Raw genomic sequence first — 18,953 nt, 5'->3', positions numbered from 1 at the left:
TTGCATGCGGTCCGTGCCGGACGGTCGCGCCGGATCCCGGCCACGAACCGGCCGACGCGCGGCCGCAGGCGTGCTTTGGGTCGACGCTGCGTCCAATTGATATCGTTGTCAACTGGTGAACAGAGGCTTTGCGGCGATGTTCACAGATAGTCGATGACCTGATAGGTCATTTGACTGGCTTGTGTTGCACTGCCGCATGCGCGATGCGCGGTGGCATCGCCTTCGGCGGCGATCGAGGGATCGCTCCCGGAGGTTCGGCAGGACGCCGGGCGCGCCAGCCGGCGGGTCGGGCGCGACGCAGCGGCTCGGTGGAAGCGTGGTGGCGGAATCGCGTCCCGCGCGCGTCAGCACTCGATCACGTTGACCGCGAGGCCGCCGCGCGAGGTTTCCTTGTACTTGTCGCGCATGTCGCGGCCTGTGTCGCGCATGGTCTTGATGACCTTGTCGAGGCTCACCTTGTGCTTGCCATCGCCGCGCATCGCCATTCGGCTCGCATTGATCGCCTTGACCGCGCCCATCGCATTGCGCTCGATGCAGGGGATCTGCACCAGTCCGCCGATCGGGTCGCAGGTCAGGCCGAGGTTGTGCTCCATGCCGATCTCGGCGGCGTTCTCGATCTGGCCCGGGCTGCCGCCGAGTGCGGCGGTCAGGCCGGCGGCGGCCATCGAGCAGGCGACCCCGACCTCGCCCTGGCAGCCGACCTCGGCGCCGGAGATGCTGGCGTTCTCCTTGTACAGGATGCCGACCGCCGCGGCGGTCAGCAGGAAGTCGCGCACGCCCTGCAGGGTCGCGCCCGGAATGCAGCGATCGTAGTAGTGCAGCACCGCCGGGATGATGCCGGCCGCGCCGTTGGTCGGCGCGGTGACGACCCGGCCGCCGGCGGCGTTCTCCTCGTTGACCGCCAGCGCGTACAGGTTCACCCAGTCCAGCGTGGTCAGCGGATCGCGCATCGCCGCCTCCGGCCGCGAGGACAGCTCCGCGTACAGGCTCGGCGCCCGGCGAGAGACGTGCAGGCCGCCCGGCAGGGTGCCGCTCTCGCGGATGCCACGCTTCACGCAGGACTGCATCGCCTCCCAGATCTCGTCGAGCCCGGCGTCGATCTCCTCGCGCGAACGCCACGCCTGCTCGTTGGCGTACATCATCTGCGCGATGCTGAGGCCCTGTTCCTTCGCGGTACCGATCAGCTCGTCGCCGGAATGGAACGGCCAGGCGACCTCGGTGGTGTCGGCGACGATGCGGTCCTCCGCCGCCTCGTCCTGATTGACGACGAAGCCACCGCCGACCGAGTAATAGTCGCGGGTCGCGATGACGTCGCCATCGGCGTCGTAGGCGGTGAAGCGCATGCCGTTGGTATGGAACGGCAGCTTCTGCCGCTTGTTCATGATCAGGTCGTGCTTCTCGTCGAAGGCGATCTCGTGGGCGCCGCCACGCCCGTCGCCCAGCCGGATGCGCTTGTCCGCGCGGATCCGTTCCAGCGCGGCCGGGATCACGTCCGGATCGATCAGGTTCGGCCAGTGGCCCTCCAGGCCCATCAGCACGGCCTTGTCGGTGCCGTGGCCGCGGCCGGTCAGCGCCAGCGAGCCGAACACCTCGGCGCGGACACGCGCGGTGCGTTGCAGGTCGCCGTTGTCGACCAGCCAGCGTTCCACGAAACGGGCGGCGGCGCGCATCGGGCCGACGGTATGGGACGAGCTCGGGCCGATCCCGATCTTGAACAGGTCGAAACAGCTGACAGCCATGGAACCACTCCGGTGTGTCCCCGCGAGGGATGGCAGGCGGGGCGACGCCTTATTCTACGGGGCCGCCCCTGACCCTCCGCTACCGTCCGGCCTGCCGCCATGACCGCAACGCGATCCGTGAAGCCTCCGGCGCTGGTGCTCTACCAGCGCGACGACTGCCACCTCTGCGACCTGGCGCTGGAAGAGCTGGCCGCCGCGCGCGTGCCCGAGTTCGAGAGCGTGTTCATCGATGGCGACGACCTGTTGGAGTCGCGCTACGGCACCCGGGTACCGGTGCTGCGCGACAACCGGCGCGGTGCGGAGCTGGACTGGCCCTTCGACCGCGACCTGTTGCGTCGTTGGTGCGCGATGGCGATGACGGTGGCATTTCCTGCGGTCGCGGTGCCTGCCGCCGCCGCCGCCGAGGACGTCCACCTGGTGAAGGCGGTGGCGCCAGCGCCCGACTGGTCGGGGCGTACGCTGGACGGGATCTTCGCGGGCGACGCGATCGAGCGGATCGTTCTGACCAAGGCGGTGACGTCCACCACGGCCGATCGCGATTTCGAGGCCGTGCGGGGCCTGTTCGCCCGGGTGGAAGGGCCGGCGCTTGGGGGTCGCGACACTTCCGCTTCGTTCCTCGGCACCGGCAGCCCGGACTCGACCTGGGAAGGGCTGTTGATGATGCGCTCGGGCGCGATCCATGCGTTCGCGATCGGTGGAGACGAGCTGTGCCTGCACGGCGCAGGCGGAGCGCGCGCGTGCTGGCAGGTCGACCGCGCTACTCGGTCGGACTGAACACCACCTTGGTGCTGACCGCGACTTCGTTCGGCAGATCGGCGGTGTCCGCCCAGTCGCCGGCACCGATATCGAAATCCAGCCGCTTGACGGTGGCCTTGCCGGTCAGCACCGGCCGCTCGCCCGGCGTCCAGGTGAAGGTCAGCGTCACCGGCTTGCTGATCCCGCGCAGGCTCAGGGTGCCGTCGGCGGCGTAGCGGTCGCCGCCGAGCGGGCGGAAGCCGGTTGCGGTGTAGCGCGCCTGCGGGAAGCGGTCGCTGGCGAAGAAATCCGAGCCCAGCAGGGTTTCGTCGCGTTCGGGGTTCTTCGTGGAGGCGGTCGCCAGCGGAATCACCACGTCGAGCCTGGCCGCGCCCGGGTCGGCCGGATCGAAGCTCAGCGTGGTCCTGAAATCGGGAAAGCGCCCGACGAAGACTTCGCCCTGGTACTGGCTGGCGAAGGTCAGTGCCGAGCCGGGGACCTGCTGGTAATCGGCGGCGGCGGCGTTGCCGGCGACCAGCGCGATCAGCAGCAGCGGCACGGACAGGGCGCGGGTGGACGGCGTGGGGCGGGGAGCGTTCTGCATCGGAATTCTCGCTATCGGGACGTGGGCGTCGCATTGCGACGGCGGGGGAGCATCCGGGTGAGGGTGTCGTCGCGTTGGAAGACGTGGTGATAGAACGCGGCCGCCGCGTGCAGCACGACCAGCGCGACCAGCGCCCAGAACAGCCACTCGTGCGCCTCGTGGGCGAGGTCGCGGATGCCGGCGTTCGGGCCGCTGAGCTTGGGTACGGTGAACAGGCCGAACCACTTCAGCGGGCGCAGGCCGCTGGCCGAGTCGTACAGCCAGCCGGACAACGGTATCGCGAAGATCAGCGCGTACAGCAACCAGTGGGTCGCGCCGGCGATCCGCGCCTGCCATGACGGCGTTCCGGCGACCGGCGCAGGCGCGCCGGCATACAGCCGCCAGCCGAAGCGCACCACGACCAGCGCCAGTACCGTCAGCCCGGTCGACTTGTGCAGGTCGTAGACCCAGAAGTACTTCGGCGACTTGGGCAATGAGTCCAGGCTCAGGCCGACCACGGCCAGGATCAGGATCAGCAGCACGATCAGCCAGTGCAGGAACTGGCTGACGCCGCCCCAGCGGTCTGCGGTGTTCTTCAGGGTCATGGCGTGGGCTCGTCGGTGGAATCCATGTCGGCGGGGCTTTCGTCGGCCGGTTCGTCGGTCTCGTCCAGGGCGGCTTCGGCCGCGTCCTCCAACGACCGGTACGTCGCAGCGGGCCGGGACGTTACGTCGGCTGCCGCGGCATCGGCTTCGGCCGCCGCGGCGACCGCGGGATGCAGGGCGGCGAGCGCGTCGGCGTCGCGGACCGCCTCGGCCTCGATCCTGAGTTCGACCTCGTCGCCGATCACCGAGCGCCAGGCGTCGATTCCGAACCCGGCGCGGCTGAGCGTCGCGCGCGCGGAGAAACCGACCATCCGGCGGAACGGCGGCAGCGGGTGGCGGCCGATCGCGTTCAGGGTGACCTCGAGGCACTGCGGCCGGGTCGTGCCGCGCAGGCTGAGTTCGCCGCAGACGGTCGCATGTCGCGGGTCGTGTCCGGTGACGGTGGTCGAGACGAAGCGGGCCTCGGGGTGGCGTTCGCTGTCGAGCAGGTTGCGCGCGGCGACCGCGCGGTTCCAGTCTTCGTCGCCGAAATCCAGTCGCGACAACGGCACCCGCACATCGAGCCGCGCCGAGCTCCAGTCGTCCGGATCGAACAGCAGCCAGCCGTGGGTGCCGGAGACCGTGCCCAGCGCCTGCGAGAAACCGGCGTGGCCGACCGCCACCAGCACCCGCGTATGCACCGGGTCCAGCGCGTAGCCCGTCGGTTGCTCCGCAGCGACCGCGCCCGGCACCAGCAGCGCCATGCAGACGAGCGCGCGGATCGCGGTGCCAGCGCCTGGGCGGGCATCGGGGGCGGATCCGGTGGCGGTGGTCGACGGAAGCATGCAGGCGGATCGCAGGCGATGAACGGGGCGGGTACCCGGATGCCGACACCATACCAACCGGCCGAGCATGGATGCATGGCCACGGCCGGCAACGGTTCGTTCCGGATCTGCGGCGATCGAAGCCGGGGGGCGGTCGTCATCGTCGCGCGGGCCACGGTCCACGTGGCCATCGGTGCCGTGGAGTCCGCGCGGGCGGACATCGGCGTGCGGCTGCGGTATGGTCGCGCTCCTGTACGCCGGTTGGCGGGCGTACCCGCCGCCTGTCGAGGCGGGCCGCGGGCATGGCCGGCGAAAGGGGGCAAGGAGCCGATGACGACGCATTTCCCGAGGGGACTGGCCATGCTGCTGGCGGTCGCGTTCGCGTGGCTGGCATCGTGGCCGCTGCCGTTGCGGGCCGCGATGCCGGACGTTCCGCGGGTGCGGGTGATCGGCGTCGAACATGGCCTGCCGGCGAGCTACATCAATGGCATCGCCGAGGATCGCGACGGTTACATCTGGCTGGCGACCACCGACGGCCTGGCCCGCTACGACGGCGCAGGCATGCGCGTCTGGCGCCACGATCCGGCCGATCCCGACGGCCTGCCGGGCAACCTGATCACCTACGTCCACGTCGACGACCGCAACCGGGTCTGGGCCGCGGTCGAGACGCGCGGCCTGAGCGTGCTGGAGGCCGACCGCAAGACCTTCCGCCATTACCGGATGGACCAGGAGCCCCGGATCGGCAGCGACGACACCTTCGCGATCGCCAGCCGTCCGGGCGAGGTCTGGTTCGGCACCTATGGCGGCGGCCTGCACCGGCTCGCTGCCGACGGCCGGATCACCCGCTTCATGCCGCAGGAGGGCGATCCGGCCAGCCTGCCCTCGACCACCGTCACCTCGCTGGCCTTCGACGGCGACGGCACGCTGTGGATCGGCACGCTGGCCGGCCTCGCGCGCTGGAACGGCCAGGCGATCGAGCGGGTTCCGGTACCCGGCGAGGTACCCGCACCGCTGGTCTATTCGGTCAGCCCCCGCGCCGACGGCCTGTGGGTCGGAGCCGACAGTGGCGTCTACCGGCGCGTCGCCGACGGCCATTGGGACGATCCGAAGTGGTCGGCGATGTTCGCCAAGCCCAATGCCGTGCTCAGCGTGGTCAACGACCTCAGCGGCCATCTGTGGCTGGGCACCCAGCGCAGCGTCTGGAAGGTCGCGCCCGGCGAGATTCCGGTGCCGGTGCAGACCGGCGCGCACGGGCCGACCCGGGCGATCCAGCAACTGTTGATGCAGGACAATGGCGCGTTGTGGCTGCCGGTGCCGGGGCGCGGACTCGGTTACCTGCGTCCGGACTGGCGCGACGTGACCCAGCTCACCCACGGCGACGGCGGACTCACCAGTTCGCTCTATCTCGGCATGGCGCCTTCGGCAGACGGCGGGCTGTGGATGATGGGCGAACGCGGCGAGCTCGATTACCTGGACGAGTCCGGCATCGTCCACCCGATTTCCGAGGCCACCCGTGCGGCGCTGACCGGATGGCGCCCGATCTCGATCGTGGAGGACGATCGCGGCCGGCTGTGGCTCGGCACCGCGGGACTATTCGGCAATCTGCTGCGGATCGACGGCGACGGCGTCGTCCGCGGCTGGGCGCCCGAGGACGACACCGATGCGACCCCCGGCGGAGCGATCCCGCTGATGAAGCAGGCGCCGGACGGCACCATCTGGCTGGTCGCCTCCGGCGGCGGCATGCAGCAGCGCGACCCCGACAGCGGGCGCGTGCTCGCCAATATCCCGGCCGGCCCCGACGGAGGGTTGGACACGGTCGACGTGGAAGATCTGGGCTTCGACCCGGACGGCGTGCCGTGGGTCGCCGCCGACGCAGGAATACTGCGCCTGGCGGCTGATGGGCGGCGCTTCGAGCCGGTACCGGGATTGGCCGGCGATCGCGTCTACGGGTTCGACTTCGAGGGCCCCGACCACCTGTGGCTGCAGCGGTTGGCGGGGCTGGAGCGCTATCGCCGCGACGGCGACCGCTGGGTGCCGCTGGCGCGGGTCGGTGCCGAACACGAGATTCCCGCGATCGAGGGGCGCGGACTGCACGTGGATGTGCGCGGCCGGGTCTGGCTGGCGACCGCGCGCGGGCTGTACCGATGGGATCACCAGGCGGGCCGCCTGCGCCGGTTCGGTCTGGCCGACGGTCTGTCCAGTCATCAGTTCGTCGACCATTCGACGGTATTGACGCCGGACGGTCTGCTGGCCGGAGCGCTCGACGACGGCGGCGTGGTGCTGGTCGACTCCAGCGCCGGCGATCCGCCGCCGCTGCAGCCGCGCCTGCAGTGGGACGCCGTCGAGGTGCGCCGGGATGGCCGCTGGCGGACGGTCGGGCACGAGGCGCTTCAGGCGCTGACCGCCGCCGACCGCGAACTGCGGATGCAGTTCCGGCTGATGGCCTTCGACGATCCCGAGGCGATCCGCTACTTCACCCGTCTGGATGGCTACGACCCGGACTGGGTCGGGCACGGCAGCCGCGGCGAGCGCGAATTCTCCGGCCTGGCCCCAGGAAGCTACACGCTGCGCGCGCGCGCAGACGACGCCCTCGGCAATGCGTCGGCCGAACAGATCCTGCACTTCACGGTGCAGCCGCCGTGGTGGAACACGCCGGCGGCCTGGGCTGGCTTCGGCGGGCTCGCGGTGCTGCTGCTGTGGTGGGCGTCCGACGTCTATCGCGACCGGCTGCGCCAGCTGCACGCCCGCGAGCGGGCAGAGCACGAGCGCGAAATCGCGACCCAGGCGTCGCTCGCCAAGACCCGCTTCCTCGCCACCCTCGGACACGAGGTGCGCACGCCGATGACCGGCGTGCTCGGCATGAGCGAGCTGCTGCTGGGCACCGACCTGGATGCCGAGCAGCGCGAGTTCGCCGAATCGATCAAGCAGGCGGGCGAGCATCTGCTGCGCCTGGTCAACGATGCGCTGGACCTGGCCCGGATCGAATCCGGCAAGCTCGAGCTGATGGTCGCGCCGTTCGAGCTGGAACGGCTGCTGCGCGAGGTGGTCGGGCTCAATGCGCCGCTTGCGCGCGCCAAGGGGCTGGAATTCGTCTCCCGCCTGTCCGGCGATCTGCCACGCCGGGTCGACGGCGACGCCAAACGGGTCCGGCAGATCCTCCTCAACCTGCTCGGCAACGCGATCAAGTTCACCGCGGTCGGTCACGTCGGCCTGCACGTCGCGCGCGATGCCGGCGGCGGATTGCGTTTCACCGTCGAGGACACCGGGCCGGGCCTGAGCGAGGAGCAGCAGGGACGGCTGTTCCGCCGCTTCGAGCAGGCCGAGGGTGCCCGTACCGCCGACCGCTACGGCGGCAGCGGACTGGGACTGGCGATCTGTCATGAGCTGGTCGAGGCGATGGGTGGCCGGATCGAAGTCGACAGCGCGCCCGGCCGCGGCGCACGCTTCCATGTCGTGCTGCCGTTCGCGGAAAGTGCGGCGGCTACCGCGAACGAGGCGGGTACGGCGGGAACCGCCGCCACGGCGTCGCCACCCACGCCCATGCGCGCCCTGGACCTGCTGCTGGTCGAGGACGACGCGACCGTTGCCGATGTGCTGGCCGGCCTGCTGCGGGCGCAGGGCCATCGCGTCGTCCATGCCGAGCACGGCCTCGCCGCGCTTGCCGAAGTCGCCACGGCGAGCGCGAAGACGACGGGCTTCGATGCCGCGCTGCTCGACCTCGACCTGCCGGGCATGGACGGTCTTTCCCTGGCGCGACAGTTGCGCGTGCAGGGCTTCCACGCACCGCTGATCGCGATCACCGCGCGCGCGGACGTTCCGGTCGAGCAGCAGGCCCTGCAGGCCGGCTTCGACCGTTTCGTGCGCAAGCCGGTCACCGGCGCGATGCTGGCGGAGCTGCTGGCGGCGGTGACGCGGGAGCCCTCCAGGCCTTCCGCCTAGCGACTTCGACTGCGAGCCACCCGGGCCGGCGCGCGATGACGGGGTCATCACGGCACCTGCGGTATGTCCGAGAGTGTTGCGGGCCCGCCGTTCTGCGGAGCGCAGGCCGGCCACGCAGGGGACAGGGGAAACGCATTGGACACCTCATCAGGGAAAGGAGGAGCGCCGACGGCGTGGTGTGGGCTCCCCATGCGCGGCATGCCAACCGCAGGTGCGCTGGCGCTGGCCTTGCTCCTGGCCGCCTGCGGACAGGCGCAGCGGATCGGATCCGAAGAGGAACCGGTGCCCGTCGGCCAGGTCGACGCGGCCTCGGCCGCCGATGGGGAGGCCCATGCCACTCCCGCGCCGATGTCCCTTCCCCCGGACGAGATCGATGCGCCCGCCGGGCGGGGGATTTCCGAAGCCGAGCGGATCGCGGAGGCGCTTCCCGCGGGAACGGCGACCGTGGCTCGGGAACGAGCGTTGGCCATGCGGGCGATCGCTGCCGCGCCGGCACCGGCGGAGTTGGTACATGAGGAGGACGAGCCTGCAATCGTCCCGACCGCCGCCGCGTTTTCCGGGCCCGCGGAGGATCTCCCGGTCGAGGGCTTCCGGATCGGTTGGACGGCCGGGGTCTCCCCGCGCATCGATTGCCCGCCCGATTGCGCGCCGGTAACCACGGTCGCACGCGGGCGTTCCTACCAGTTGGACGTGGCGGTGGTCGATCGGGCGCTCCAGGCGCGGGTGTCCACGACCCTGGAGGAACGGCTGCGTGAACTGCGGGAAGATCGGGCGCTTGTCGTCCACCTGGTGCCGATCTTCGCCGACGGCGTTTCGCCGGCCCCCGGGAACGGCACCACGGCCTACCCGCTGGTCCTGCGCAAGCCGTCCCCGCCGCCTTCTCCGTCGATCGATGACGAGGAGGCCGGTACCGGGGCGGACGGGACGGGGTCGGATGACGCAGGAGCGGATGACCGCACGGACCGGGTATTCGGTCGGCAGTCGATCCCGTTTCTGGTCAACGCCTATGCGCGCGGTTGTGCGCAGATCGTGCTTTCCGTCTGGAACGAGGAAATGACCATCGCCCTGGACGGGTTGGTGGTGACCATGCCGATCGATGGATTCTTCGGACAGACCAGTTGCCGCGACCCGTCCGACCGCGAACGGCGACTGCAGGCGCCGGTGGTCAAGAGCATGGCCGACGTCGTCGACGTGCTCGACAGGCCCGCCGGTGTCGCGGACGACGCCAGCCATGTCGGCCTGCACGTGTTCGAGGTCGGTGCCTCGCGTGGCGACAGTTACGCGGTGATGGTGGTGCAGCCGCGCGACGGCGAACGCCAGGTCGCCGGCTGGCGACTGGTGTCTTCGATCGAGGATGCGTTCCGCGCGAACGCCGAATTCCAGCGCCGTGTCGTCGCGGACCGCGGCTATCTGAGCCAGGCCGAACGGGGGCACTGGGCCTATCAGAAGGCGGCGAAATTCATCAAGGACAAGCTGTTCAGCGCGCAGGCCTCCTCGCAACTGCCGGGAATGAGCGCGGAACAGGCGTTCGCGGCGCTCAAGGCGCTGGCCGAGTCGGATGATGAGACCGTGGTGTCGGCGCAGTTCTTCGTGCCCGGTCGTGGCGGCGACAGCGAGCGCATGTATCTGCCGCTACGGATGCTGGCGGCGCCGGGGTCGCAGCTGATCACGAACGACTTCACTCTGGTCGAGCCGATCTCCGTCCCCGGTGCGCTGACGCCGGGCTGCGTGAGCCGTTGGCACGTACTGGTCGGTCGCTCGGTCGCCCATGACCTGCCCGACGAGCACAAGCGCATCGTCGACCGGATCGTCGCGCTGCCGCCAACCGACTGGCGCAATGCCGCGCTGACCGGCCACACGCAGGTCGAGGCCTTCTTCGCCGGAACGGCGGGTACGCCGCCGTCCGCGGCGTCGTCCGCGGCGTCCGCGCCAGCGGGTGCGGAGGGAATCATCCTGGTCGCGCATTACGGCAGCGACGGCATCGAGATCGAACGAGGTTCGGGCGAGGTGATCGACATGGAGGACATCCGGCGCCGGTTCGCCCCGGGCAGCGCCGCTTTTCTCGCCGCGTGCAACACCGCCTCGCCGAACGCCTCCAACGGACTGATCCAGCGCTTGCACCGGCACAACGTGGAGTCGTTCATCGCCTCGCCGCTGTCGGTGCCGACCGACTACGCCCTGGTGCTGACCGAGCAATTGATCAACGACATCGACCGGGCCTACTACGAAGGCGATACCCCGACCCTACAGGCGCTGTACGCGCAGGCAGTGGCGACCACCGAGCGTCGCTACAGCGAAACCAACGGTTTCGTCGGCGACGGTCACCTGCACCGCGAGTATGTGCTGATCGGCGATCCATCGGTCCGCCTTTGCCCGCGGCCACGGCAGCCGGACCCCGAGCATGAGGACCCCGAGCATGAGGAACGTGTGGAAGAAGACGAAGCGGATGGACGCGCGAGTGACGGGCGCGGGACCGGCGGGGACCCCGCGGAGACCTGAGGTCGGGCTTCGGAGGCCACTGGCCCCGTTCGTTCTGGCTGCGTTGTCGGCACTCTGCCCACCGGCCGCCGCCCAGCCCGCGGCTGTCGTGCCCGACCCTGTTTCGCCACGCACACTCGTATTCGTCAGCGACACTCACATGGGGCTGGGAAGACGGGATGACGGTCAGTGGAGTCGGCAGGAGGACTTCCGCTGGAACGCCGCGCTGGCCGGTTTCCTCGACGATGTCAGCCGCCGTCATGGCGACAGCGTCGACTTGATCGTGCTCGGGGATTTCCTCGAACTCTGGCAGCCATACCCAGGCATGGCCTGCACCGCGCCCCACCCCGATGCCGGCTGTACCGCCGAGCAGACCCTGGCCCTCGCGCGGCGGGTGATCCAGGCACATGCGCCGGACCTTGAAGTGATCGACCGTTTCGTCGCCCGCGGCGACAACCGCTTGCACGTGGTGCCCGGCAACCATGATGCGGCGCTGCTGCTGGATCCCGTCTGGCAGACGCTGAAGGAGGCGCTGCCGGCCGCCGGCAACCGCGTCCGGCGCCTGGACGATGGTATCTGGCTCAGCGAAAGTGGCATGACCGTGGCCGAGCACGGGCACCAGATCGGCAAGGACGCCAACCGCTACGATGCCTGGCCGCAGGTGACGGTCGAGATCGACGGTGCGGCGCACATGATCCGCCCCTGGGGCGAGCAGTTCGTGCAGACATTGTTCAACGACGTCGAGGGCGAATATCCGATCATCGACAATCTGAGCCCCGAGTCGCTGGGCGCGAAGTACCGCCTCGCCGATCGTGGGCTGGGGCGGTCGGCACAGGATCTGGCGCGGTTCGTGATGTTCAACCTGTTCGAGACCTCGCGCCGGCAACGCGCGCGGATGCTGTCCGTCGAGCCCGGGCAGACGCCGGAGTGGGATCTCGACTACGCCCGCACGCGGGGACACGCGCTGGTGCTGGCCAGCCTGGGCGACGGCGATGAGTTCGCCGAACTGATCGTGGATCAATCGGAACTGGGCGCAGCGATCCGCGCCCAGCTCGATGTCGAGGTCGCCGGCCTGCCTGACGATCACCTGCGGCAGTTGTGCGACCACGCCGCGATCAATGGCCGCTTGGCCTGCGCGCCGCCGAGCCTGGCGGCGACGGTGGAGTCGACGCTCAACTCCAAGCAGGCGGTCGTCGCCCGTCATCTGCGCGAGCGCCGCAGTCGCTACCCGGCGATGAGGCAGTTCGTCTACGGTCATACCCACGAGTACGAGACGCCCTGGACGGCCACGCTGAGGACCGGCGCCAAGGTCGAGGTGGCCAATACCGGCGCATTCCAGCGGGTAATGGATGCCGGCGGCTTCGAGCGGCGTCGTGAAGCGATGGGTTTGTCGGCATCGGAGGCGCTGAAGGGGATCGCCCTGGAAGACCTGCCCGCCTGCTATACGTTCGTGGTGATCGAGGACGAGTTCAGGGAGATGGAGCTGTTCCGCTGGCACCAGCCCGAATCGGCGGCAGAGGGACGACGCGTGGACGCCGGGGATCCGGTCTGCGACTGAAGCCTGATCGCGGTCGTGAAGGGGACGCTGCTTCGCGGGACTCGGGGCCGGCCTGCATCCGCCGGTCCCCGCGCGCGGCCGCTACAATGCGCGCCGTGATCCGCTTCCGCCCGTACCAGACCGGCATGCTCAGGCTGGCGTTCCTCGCCACCCTGCTGCTGCTGATCGTGCCGACCCTGGGGCGGCTGGCGGAATCGCGCGTGGGGGCCGATGGCTGGGAGAGCGCGGGCGCGCACTGGACCGCGATCTGCACCGTCGCCGGGCTGAAGTACGTGCAGTTGCCTGGTACCGACGGCGGCATGGACGAGGCCGGCGCGGACATGCCCGGCAAACCCTCCGGCCATGCGGGCGCCGACTGCGATTACTGCCCGCTGCTGGCGTCGCTGCTGTTCCTTGCGCTGTGTCTGGGATTGTTCCCGCCGTTCAAACCGCAGGTTTCGACCGGTCGAATCGGCGCCGGTCTGCGCCGCGAATGGCGGCATCCGTGCGGACTGGGATCGCGCGGGCCGCCTCTGGCGCTCTGAAACGCAAAAAACCTTCTGCCGCGTGCGGCTGTGTCGTGCGCGTTCTTTGCATTTCGGAGTTTCCATGTCGAACATCCCGTTCGCGGCGCCATGCGCGCCGTATCCGGGCGCACGCACGCGTGTGGCCCTGGTCGTCTGTCTGTTTCCCTGCCTGTCCGCTTCCGTCGCGCATGCCGACGAGCTGGCCGGCGGTCCGGCACGATCCAGCAGCCGCTTTCGCCGCCACGCTCGATCCGGTCGTGGTCCACGACCGCCGTCCGGGCGCGACCTCGCCGACCGCAACTGGATCTCGACCACCGGCGCCGTAGTCGATCCGGCGGCGTCGACCAGGCCCGGTTCCTGCGCGGCGACGGGCGTTCGTTCTGCCTCGGCCTGCGATGGCGGGGGCGCCGACGGATGATGTCGGTTCTATTCGTCACCGTCATTGGCACCTGGACCCTTCTGTGGCTGTGCCTGCTGGCCTCGATGTCGCAGCGGAACCTCCCGTTCCGCCGCCGTTCCCTGACCCTGTTCGATTCACTGGAGGAGTACCGATGAAGTTCCGGAAAGACCTTTCGATGAAGGACGCGGCTCCGAGCCGTTTGCCGCAGCTGCGAAGCGCCGCCACCGCCGTCGCCACCGCCGCGCTGCTGGCGGCCTGCTCACCCGGCACCTCGCCCGAACCGCAGCCAGGAACCGGCGCCGTCGACGCGCCAGCACAAGTGCCTGCCGCCGAAATGACGGCATCGGCACCGATGCCGGCCGGTATCGGCGCCGGTGATGCCTGGATGCGGGCGATGCCGCCGGGCGCGAAGGTCGCCGGCGGTTTCCTGACCCTGCGCAACGGCGGCGCCGATGCCGACCGGCTGGTATCGGTCCGGAGCCCCGCGGCCGAACGCGTCGAGCTGCACGAGATGCGGACCGTCGACGGCATGATGAAGATGCGCCATCTGGACGAAGGGCTGGAGATTCCGGCCGGCGGCGAGGTCCGGCTGGCGCCGGGCAGCTATCACCTGATGTTCATGGAGCCCGCGCAGCCATTCGCCGAGGGCGATACGGTGGGGGCGACCCTGGTGTTCGAGCACGCGGGCCCGGTCGAGGTCGAATTCCAGGTGCTCGCGCTGGGCGCGTCGGGCCCGTCCGCCGGCGCCGGCGACGGCCCCGACGCCGACGGCGGGCATCGCTGATCGGGCGCTTCATCCGGCCGCAACGAAAACGGCGCCTTCCGGCGCCGTTTTTCTTCCTCCTGCCGTGCGTGCCGGTCAGCGCGCGCTGTGCGTATGCACCGCATCGACCAGCACGGCGACGTGCTCGGGATCCATGTCCGGCGACATGCCGTGACCCAGATTGAACACATGGCCCTCGCGCGAACCGCCGTTGCCATCGCGCCAGCTGTCCAGCGCGCGGCCGGCCTCCTCGCGGATCGCATCCGGCGATGCGTACAGGGTGACCGGGTCGAGATTGCCCTGCACCGCCACCTTGCCGCCGACGGCGCGCGCGGCGTCGCCGAGGTCGACCAGCCAGTCGGCGCCGACCGCATCGGCGCCGCTGTCGGCCAGCTCGCCCAGGTAGGCGGCGTTGCCCTTGCCGAACAGGATGAGTGGAGTACGCGCGTCGCCGTCGCCGCGCTCCAGTTCGCGCGCGATCCGTCGCAGGTAGCGCAACGAGAATTCGCGATACATCCTCGGTCCCAGCACGCCGCCCCAGGTGTCGAATACCTGCAATGCCTGCGCGCCGGCCGCGCGTTGCGCCGACAGGTAGGCGATCACCGCGTCGGTCACCACGCCGAGCAGCCGGTGCATCGCGGCAGGATCGTTCAGTGCGAGCGATTTCACTTTCGCAAAGTCCTTGCTGCCGCCGCCTTCGACCATGTAGCAGGCCAGCGTCCACGGGCTGCCGGAGAAGCCGATCAGCGGCACGCTGCCGTCGAGTTCGCGGCGGATCGTGCGCACCGCGTCGGTCACGTAGCGCAGCTCGGTCTCCATGTCCGGCACTGCCAGCCGCGCGATGTCGTCGGGGCTGCGCACCGGATGCCGGAACTTCGGTCCTTCGCCTTCGACGAAGTACAGGCCCAGCCCCATCGCGTCGGGCACGGTCAGGATGTCGGAGAACAGGATCGCCGCGTCGAGCGGATAGCGGCGCAGCGGCTGCAAGGTCACCTCGCAGGCCAGCTCCGGGTTCTTCGCCATCGCCAGGAAGCTGCCGGCCTGCTTGCGGGTCGCGCGGTACTCCGGCAGGTAACGGCCAGCCTGGCGCATCAGCCAGACCGGGGTGCGGTCGACGGGTTGGCGGCGCAGCGCGCGGAGGAAACGGTCGTTCTTGAGGGGGGAGGTCATCGTCGGGTCGTCAGTATTGTCGTCCGGGGCAGGGAGGGACCTGCCTGGAGGAATTGCGTGGGGGCGCGCGGCCTTCGCAGGGTCGTGGGAAACAGATCCGGATCCCTCATCACTTCGCAATGAGGAATGTCATCGCGGCGCGCTCGCGCCTTGCGCGAACATCACCTGGAAGCCGCGCTTGATCTGCTGGTCGCGCGCGCGTTCCATCGCCGCGACCGCGCTGGCGTGGTCGAGGAACTGCTCGCGGCGCACGCTGCTGCGGCCGCCGATCTGTCCGGATTCGCGGACCAGGGTGAAGCCGCCGAGCAGGTCCGGTTGCAGGAACAGCTGCACGAAGCGCGGAGCTTCTTCCGGGCCGTCGGGGCGTTGTTGCAGGAGCATTCGCATAAGGGCGGCAATTGTACGCCAGTGCCGCCCGGCTCTCAGGTGCCGCGGAACTCGCGGCGCCAGGCCGACGGCGGAACCCCGAAGGTGGCGGCGAAGCGCTGACGCAGCGATACCGCCGAGCCGAAGCCGGTGCTGGCGGCGACCGCCTCCAGTGGCTGGTCGGTGGTTTCCAGCAGCCGCTGCGCCCGCGCCAGGCGCTGGGTCAGCAGCCACTGGTGCACGGTGGCGCCGGTGGCCTGGCGGAAGCGGCGGGTGAACGTGCGCCGGCTCATCAGCGCGCGCTCGGCCAGGTCATCGAGGCGGTGCGGGCGATCGAGGTTCCGCAGCGCCCATTCCAGCACTCCGGCCAGGCGGTCGTCGCGGGAGGCGTCCGGCAGCGGGCGTTCGACGTACTGCGCCTGTCCGCCTCGCCGGTGCGGCGATACCACCATCATCCGCGCCACCCGGCTCGCGGCCTCGGCGCCGTGCTCGCGCCGCAGCAGGTGCAGGCAACAGTCGATCGCCGCGGCGGTCCCGGCCGAGGTCAGCACGTCGCCGTCGTCGACGTAGAGCACGTCCGTCTGCAGCGCGACCTGCGGATGGCGGCGGGCGAAATGCTCGCTCCAGGCCCAATGGGTGGTCGCGGGACGGTTGTCGAGCAATCCCGCCTCCGCCAGTACGTAGGTGCCCAGGCACAGACCGACCACGCAGGCGCCGCGCGCATGGGCTGCGCGCAGGGCGTCCAGCAGCGGGGCTGGCGCGGGCAGGTCGGGATCGGGCCAGGCCGGCACGATCACGATGTCGGCGTCGCGCAATCCGGTCAGGTCGTGATGCGCCTCGATGTCGAAGCCCGCATCGGTGCGCAGCCGGCCGCGCCCGATTCCGCACACGCGCAGTTCGAACCGGGGCAGGCCTTCGTCGCTCCGGTCCTCGAACACCATGCACGGCACGCCCAGGTGGAACGGGCTGATCCGGTCGAAGGCGACGACGGCGACGGTGGAGGTGCTTTGCGGCGACATGGCCCGATTGTATCGAATAATGTCAATCAGGCCACTTCTGGTACGTGCAGTCCCGGCGAAGAATGGCGCCATCCCCACCGACGGAGCCATGCCATGAACGAAAACCCGCCGCGCAAGCGCGCCCTGATCGTGGTCGACGTGCAGAACGAGTACTTCGACGGTCAGCTGCCGATCGAATATCCGCCACCGCGCGAGAGCCTCGCCAACATCGGTCGTGCGATGGATGCCGCGCGTGCCGCCGGCGTGCCGGTGGTGGTGGTGCAGCACACCGCGCCGGCGCGGTCGCCGGCATTCGCCGAGGGGTCGCACGGCTGGGCGCTGCATCCGGAGATCGCCGGGCGGCCGCGCGACCACTACGTCGACAAGTCGCTGGCCAGCGTGTTCGCCGGTACCGGCCTGCGCGAGTGGCTGGCCGGGCATGGGGTCGATACCGTCACGGTGGCCGGCTACATGACCCACAACTGCGACGCCGCGAGCGTCTTCGACGCCGCGCACTCGGGACTGGCAGTCGAGTTCCTCATCGATGCGACCGGCACGTTGCCGTACGAGAACGCGGCCGGTCACGCCAGCGCCGAGGAGATCCATCGCGTTTTCAGCGTGGTGTTCCACAGCAACTTCGCCGCGGTGCTGGATACCGACCGCTGGGTCGGCCTGCTGGCATCGGGCGCGGGCGTGGAGGCCGACAACCCGGTGGCGTCGAACCGGCGCGCCCGCGAGCGTCGCCGGGTCGCCTGAGCACGCCGGCACCGGATCGCGTGGCGCCGCGTCCGGTCGGCCTGGAGGCGCAGTCCCGCCTGACGTGGCTGCGCCGTTGCGCGCGCTCAGGAGGCAGACGGATTCTTCAGTTGCAGGTTCTTCACCCATGTGCCGAAGCCGGTGCTCAGGTGCACGACATCGCCGAGCAGTTGCCCGCCGAGCGCTTCGGCGTTCACGAACACGCTGCCGTTGCTGTACTCGGCGATCGAGTACTGCGAGCGGCCCTGGACCACGGTGCGGGTGGCGTTCACGTACTGCAGGCCGGTCAGGACGATGTTCCACTGCCGGCCGTCCTCGCTCAGCGTCGCCGCCGCCGAACCGGTGGCGACGCCGCCATTGACGTAGGTCAGTACCGCCTGGCTGATCGCGTCGGTCAGCGCCGACCAGGCGACGTTGAAGATCACCGTGCTGGTGTGCGCGTTGGGGTAGTTGCCAAAGCGCTCGAACGCGGTCTGGGCGGCGACCTCGGGGATGTCGGTCGGGTCGTAGTGCTTGTCGAGGAATTCGAACTGGCCGGGCATGGACGGCTCCTGGAAGGGGGGGGCGGTTGACGTGACGGAGGGCGTGCCCGCTTGAGTCTCCGGCGGCGACGGACGCGACAGGCGGTGCAGCAACAGCAGCAGTTCGAGCGTGTCGTGAGCCATCCGGGGCCGGTTCTCCGCGCGGGTACACACCGTGAAACGCGGCGACGGGCCACATGTGAAGTTGGTCGAGACCGGTTCACGACCGCGCCCGTGCGGCGTTGTTGCAGGTGACGGATCGACGCCCTTCGGGATGGAGGGCGCGCCGCCGAAACCTCGACAAGGAGCCGATCCCATGCCGCAACTCACCGATGCCCAACTGCAAGGACTTGCCAGCGACGACCTCGGCGCCGGCACCGAGCTCGATCAGGCCTGGCCCGATCCCCATCCCGATGCGCCATGCTGGGGCTTCGCCCTGTTCGGCGGCCCCGGCGGCCATGCCGACAACACACCGCCGTCGATCTACGACCAGGCCTGGGTCTACGACGCCGAGGAAGAGGAGATCGCATACAACCCCGGCTTCGTCGCGTGGGTGCGTGACACCTTCGCCAATCCGGCCGCCACCGCGCAGGCGCAGGTGGTCGCGGACAACGCCGCCACCGCCGCGGACGACAACGCCCCCGGCAACGACGCCGCCCGGCAGGCGATCACCGGCGCGCTCGCGCGTTTGTGCATGATCCTCGGCGGATTGACCCTGTCGGCCAACAACGGCACCGCGCCGACGAGCTACTCGATCGTCATGGCGTCCGACCTCTACCGCACCTGGGAGCATTGGGCGTTGGGCCTGGCCAACAATGTCGGCGCGCCGGGCAACCCGCCGGTGCAGTACGTGCAGCGCGATGCCGGGGTCAATCCGGTCAATACCCGTTCGGCGGAGGTCTGGGGCGATCACCCGATCCTGACCACGGTCTACATCACCGGCCTGCTCGACGGCCACGTCGAGTACCTGCGCCACGCCGTCGGCTGGCCCTGAGCGACCGGGGCTGGACCGATGGGCCGAGCCGGCCGGGGC

Annotated in this window: 15 protein-coding genes and 2 pseudogenes; 9 read left to right on the top strand and 8 right to left on the bottom strand. The window is 70.1% G+C overall.

The annotated features are described in order from the left end of the window. Positions 1-344: 344 nt before the first annotated feature. Positions 345-1,739 (bottom strand): L-serine ammonia-lyase, encoded by a 1,395-nt coding sequence (locus tag L3V18_RS12085; protein WP_237055190.1) that lies wholly within the window; start codon positions 1,737-1,739, stop codon positions 345-347. A gap of 99 nt (positions 1,740-1,838) precedes the next feature. Here L3V18_RS12085 and L3V18_RS12080 point away from each other — a divergent pair. Continuing rightward, a pseudogene (locus L3V18_RS12080) lies at positions 1,839-2,087 on the top strand (glutaredoxin family protein); the annotation flags it as partial. Positions 2,088-2,496: 409 nt separating this feature from the next. On the opposite strand, the gene L3V18_RS12075 reads toward L3V18_RS12080, so the two are convergent. From L3V18_RS12075 to L3V18_RS12065, 3 genes and pseudogenes are all read right to left on the bottom strand, one after another. Then, a complete protein-coding gene (locus L3V18_RS12075) occupies positions 2,497-3,078 on the bottom strand; it encodes a YceI family protein (RefSeq protein ID WP_237055189.1) in 582 nt (193 codons plus the stop codon). Positions 3,079-3,089: 11 nt separating this feature from the next. Continuing rightward, the gene (locus L3V18_RS12070; protein ID WP_237055188.1) at positions 3,090-3,662 is read right to left on the bottom strand and encodes a cytochrome b; all 573 of its coding nucleotides are present in this window, start codon (positions 3,660-3,662) and stop codon (positions 3,090-3,092) included. Positions 3,663-3,847: 185 nt separating this feature from the next. Further along, positions 3,848-4,405, bottom strand: a pseudogene (locus L3V18_RS12065) (YceI family protein); the annotation flags it as partial. A 390-nt stretch (positions 4,406-4,795) separates the two neighbouring features. Between L3V18_RS12065 and L3V18_RS12060 the strand changes: the two are divergent. The 6 genes from L3V18_RS12060 to L3V18_RS12035 all read left to right on the top strand — a co-directional run bounded on the left by L3V18_RS12060 (position 4,796) and on the right by L3V18_RS12035 (position 14,130). Continuing rightward, a complete protein-coding gene (locus L3V18_RS12060) occupies positions 4,796-8,404 on the top strand; it encodes a hybrid sensor histidine kinase/response regulator (RefSeq protein ID WP_237055187.1) in 3,609 nt (1,202 codons plus the stop codon). Between the two features lie 198 nt (positions 8,405-8,602). After that, complete coding sequence (locus L3V18_RS12055) at positions 8,603-10,903, top strand: hypothetical protein (protein ID WP_237055186.1); 2,301 nt, start codon at positions 8,603-8,605, stop codon at positions 10,901-10,903. 139 nt (positions 10,904-11,042) lie between these two features. After that, entirely contained in the window at positions 11,043-12,440 is a 1,398-nt protein-coding gene (locus L3V18_RS12050) for a metallophosphoesterase family protein (RefSeq protein WP_237055185.1), read from the top strand. Between the two features lie 86 nt (positions 12,441-12,526). After that, entirely contained in the window at positions 12,527-12,964 is a 438-nt protein-coding gene (locus L3V18_RS12045) for a DUF2946 family protein (protein ID WP_237055184.1), read from the top strand. A 399-nt stretch (positions 12,965-13,363) separates the two neighbouring features. Beyond that, positions 13,364-13,501 (top strand): hypothetical protein, encoded by a 138-nt coding sequence (locus L3V18_RS12040; protein ID WP_237055183.1) that lies wholly within the window; start codon positions 13,364-13,366, stop codon positions 13,499-13,501. Beyond that, positions 13,498-14,130, top strand: coding sequence for a copper chaperone PCu(A)C (locus L3V18_RS12035; protein ID WP_237055182.1), 633 nt, complete (start codon positions 13,498-13,500; stop codon positions 14,128-14,130). Before L3V18_RS12040 ends, L3V18_RS12035 begins: the two co-directional genes overlap by 4 nt. Before the next feature lie 75 nt (positions 14,131-14,205). On the opposite strand, the gene hemE is transcribed toward L3V18_RS12035, so the two are convergent. From hemE to L3V18_RS12020, 3 genes are all read right to left on the bottom strand, one after another. Beyond that, positions 14,206-15,279: a uroporphyrinogen decarboxylase gene (gene hemE, locus L3V18_RS12030; RefSeq protein ID WP_237055180.1), complete on the bottom strand. Its 1,074-nt coding sequence runs from the start codon at positions 15,277-15,279 to the stop codon at positions 14,206-14,208. 129 nt (positions 15,280-15,408) lie between these two features. Next, complete coding sequence (locus L3V18_RS12025; protein WP_237055178.1) at positions 15,409-15,666, bottom strand: WGR domain-containing protein; 258 nt, start codon at positions 15,664-15,666, stop codon at positions 15,409-15,411. Positions 15,667-15,701: 35 nt separating this feature from the next. After that, a complete protein-coding gene (locus L3V18_RS12020; protein ID WP_237055176.1) occupies positions 15,702-16,664 on the bottom strand; it encodes a GlxA family transcriptional regulator in 963 nt (320 codons plus the stop codon). 93 nt (positions 16,665-16,757) lie between these two features. On the opposite strand from L3V18_RS12020, the gene L3V18_RS12015 reads away from it, so the two are divergent. Further along, positions 16,758-17,399, top strand: coding sequence for a cysteine hydrolase family protein (locus L3V18_RS12015; RefSeq protein ID WP_237055174.1), 642 nt, complete (start codon positions 16,758-16,760; stop codon positions 17,397-17,399). An 86-nt stretch (positions 17,400-17,485) separates the two neighbouring features. Here the strand turns inward: L3V18_RS12015 and L3V18_RS12010 are convergent, their stop codons facing one another. After that, positions 17,486-17,941 (bottom strand): hypothetical protein, encoded by a 456-nt coding sequence (locus tag L3V18_RS12010; RefSeq protein ID WP_237055173.1) that lies wholly within the window; start codon positions 17,939-17,941, stop codon positions 17,486-17,488. Positions 17,942-18,236: 295 nt separating this feature from the next. Here L3V18_RS12010 and L3V18_RS12005 point away from each other — a divergent pair, with 295 nt between their 5' ends. Beyond that, positions 18,237-18,914 carry a hypothetical protein gene (locus tag L3V18_RS12005; protein WP_237055171.1) on the top strand — a complete coding sequence of 226 codons (678 nt, stop codon included), beginning with the start codon at positions 18,237-18,239 and terminating at the stop codon, positions 18,912-18,914. The last annotated feature ends 39 nt before the right edge of the window (positions 18,915-18,953 follow it).

The organism is Marilutibacter chinensis (assembly GCF_021725675.1).
Lineage (GTDB): Bacteria > Pseudomonadota > Gammaproteobacteria > Xanthomonadales > Xanthomonadaceae > Marilutibacter > Marilutibacter chinensis.
Note: the sequence above shows the minus strand (reverse complement) of the source record. Positions and strands in the feature narration are given on the sequence as shown.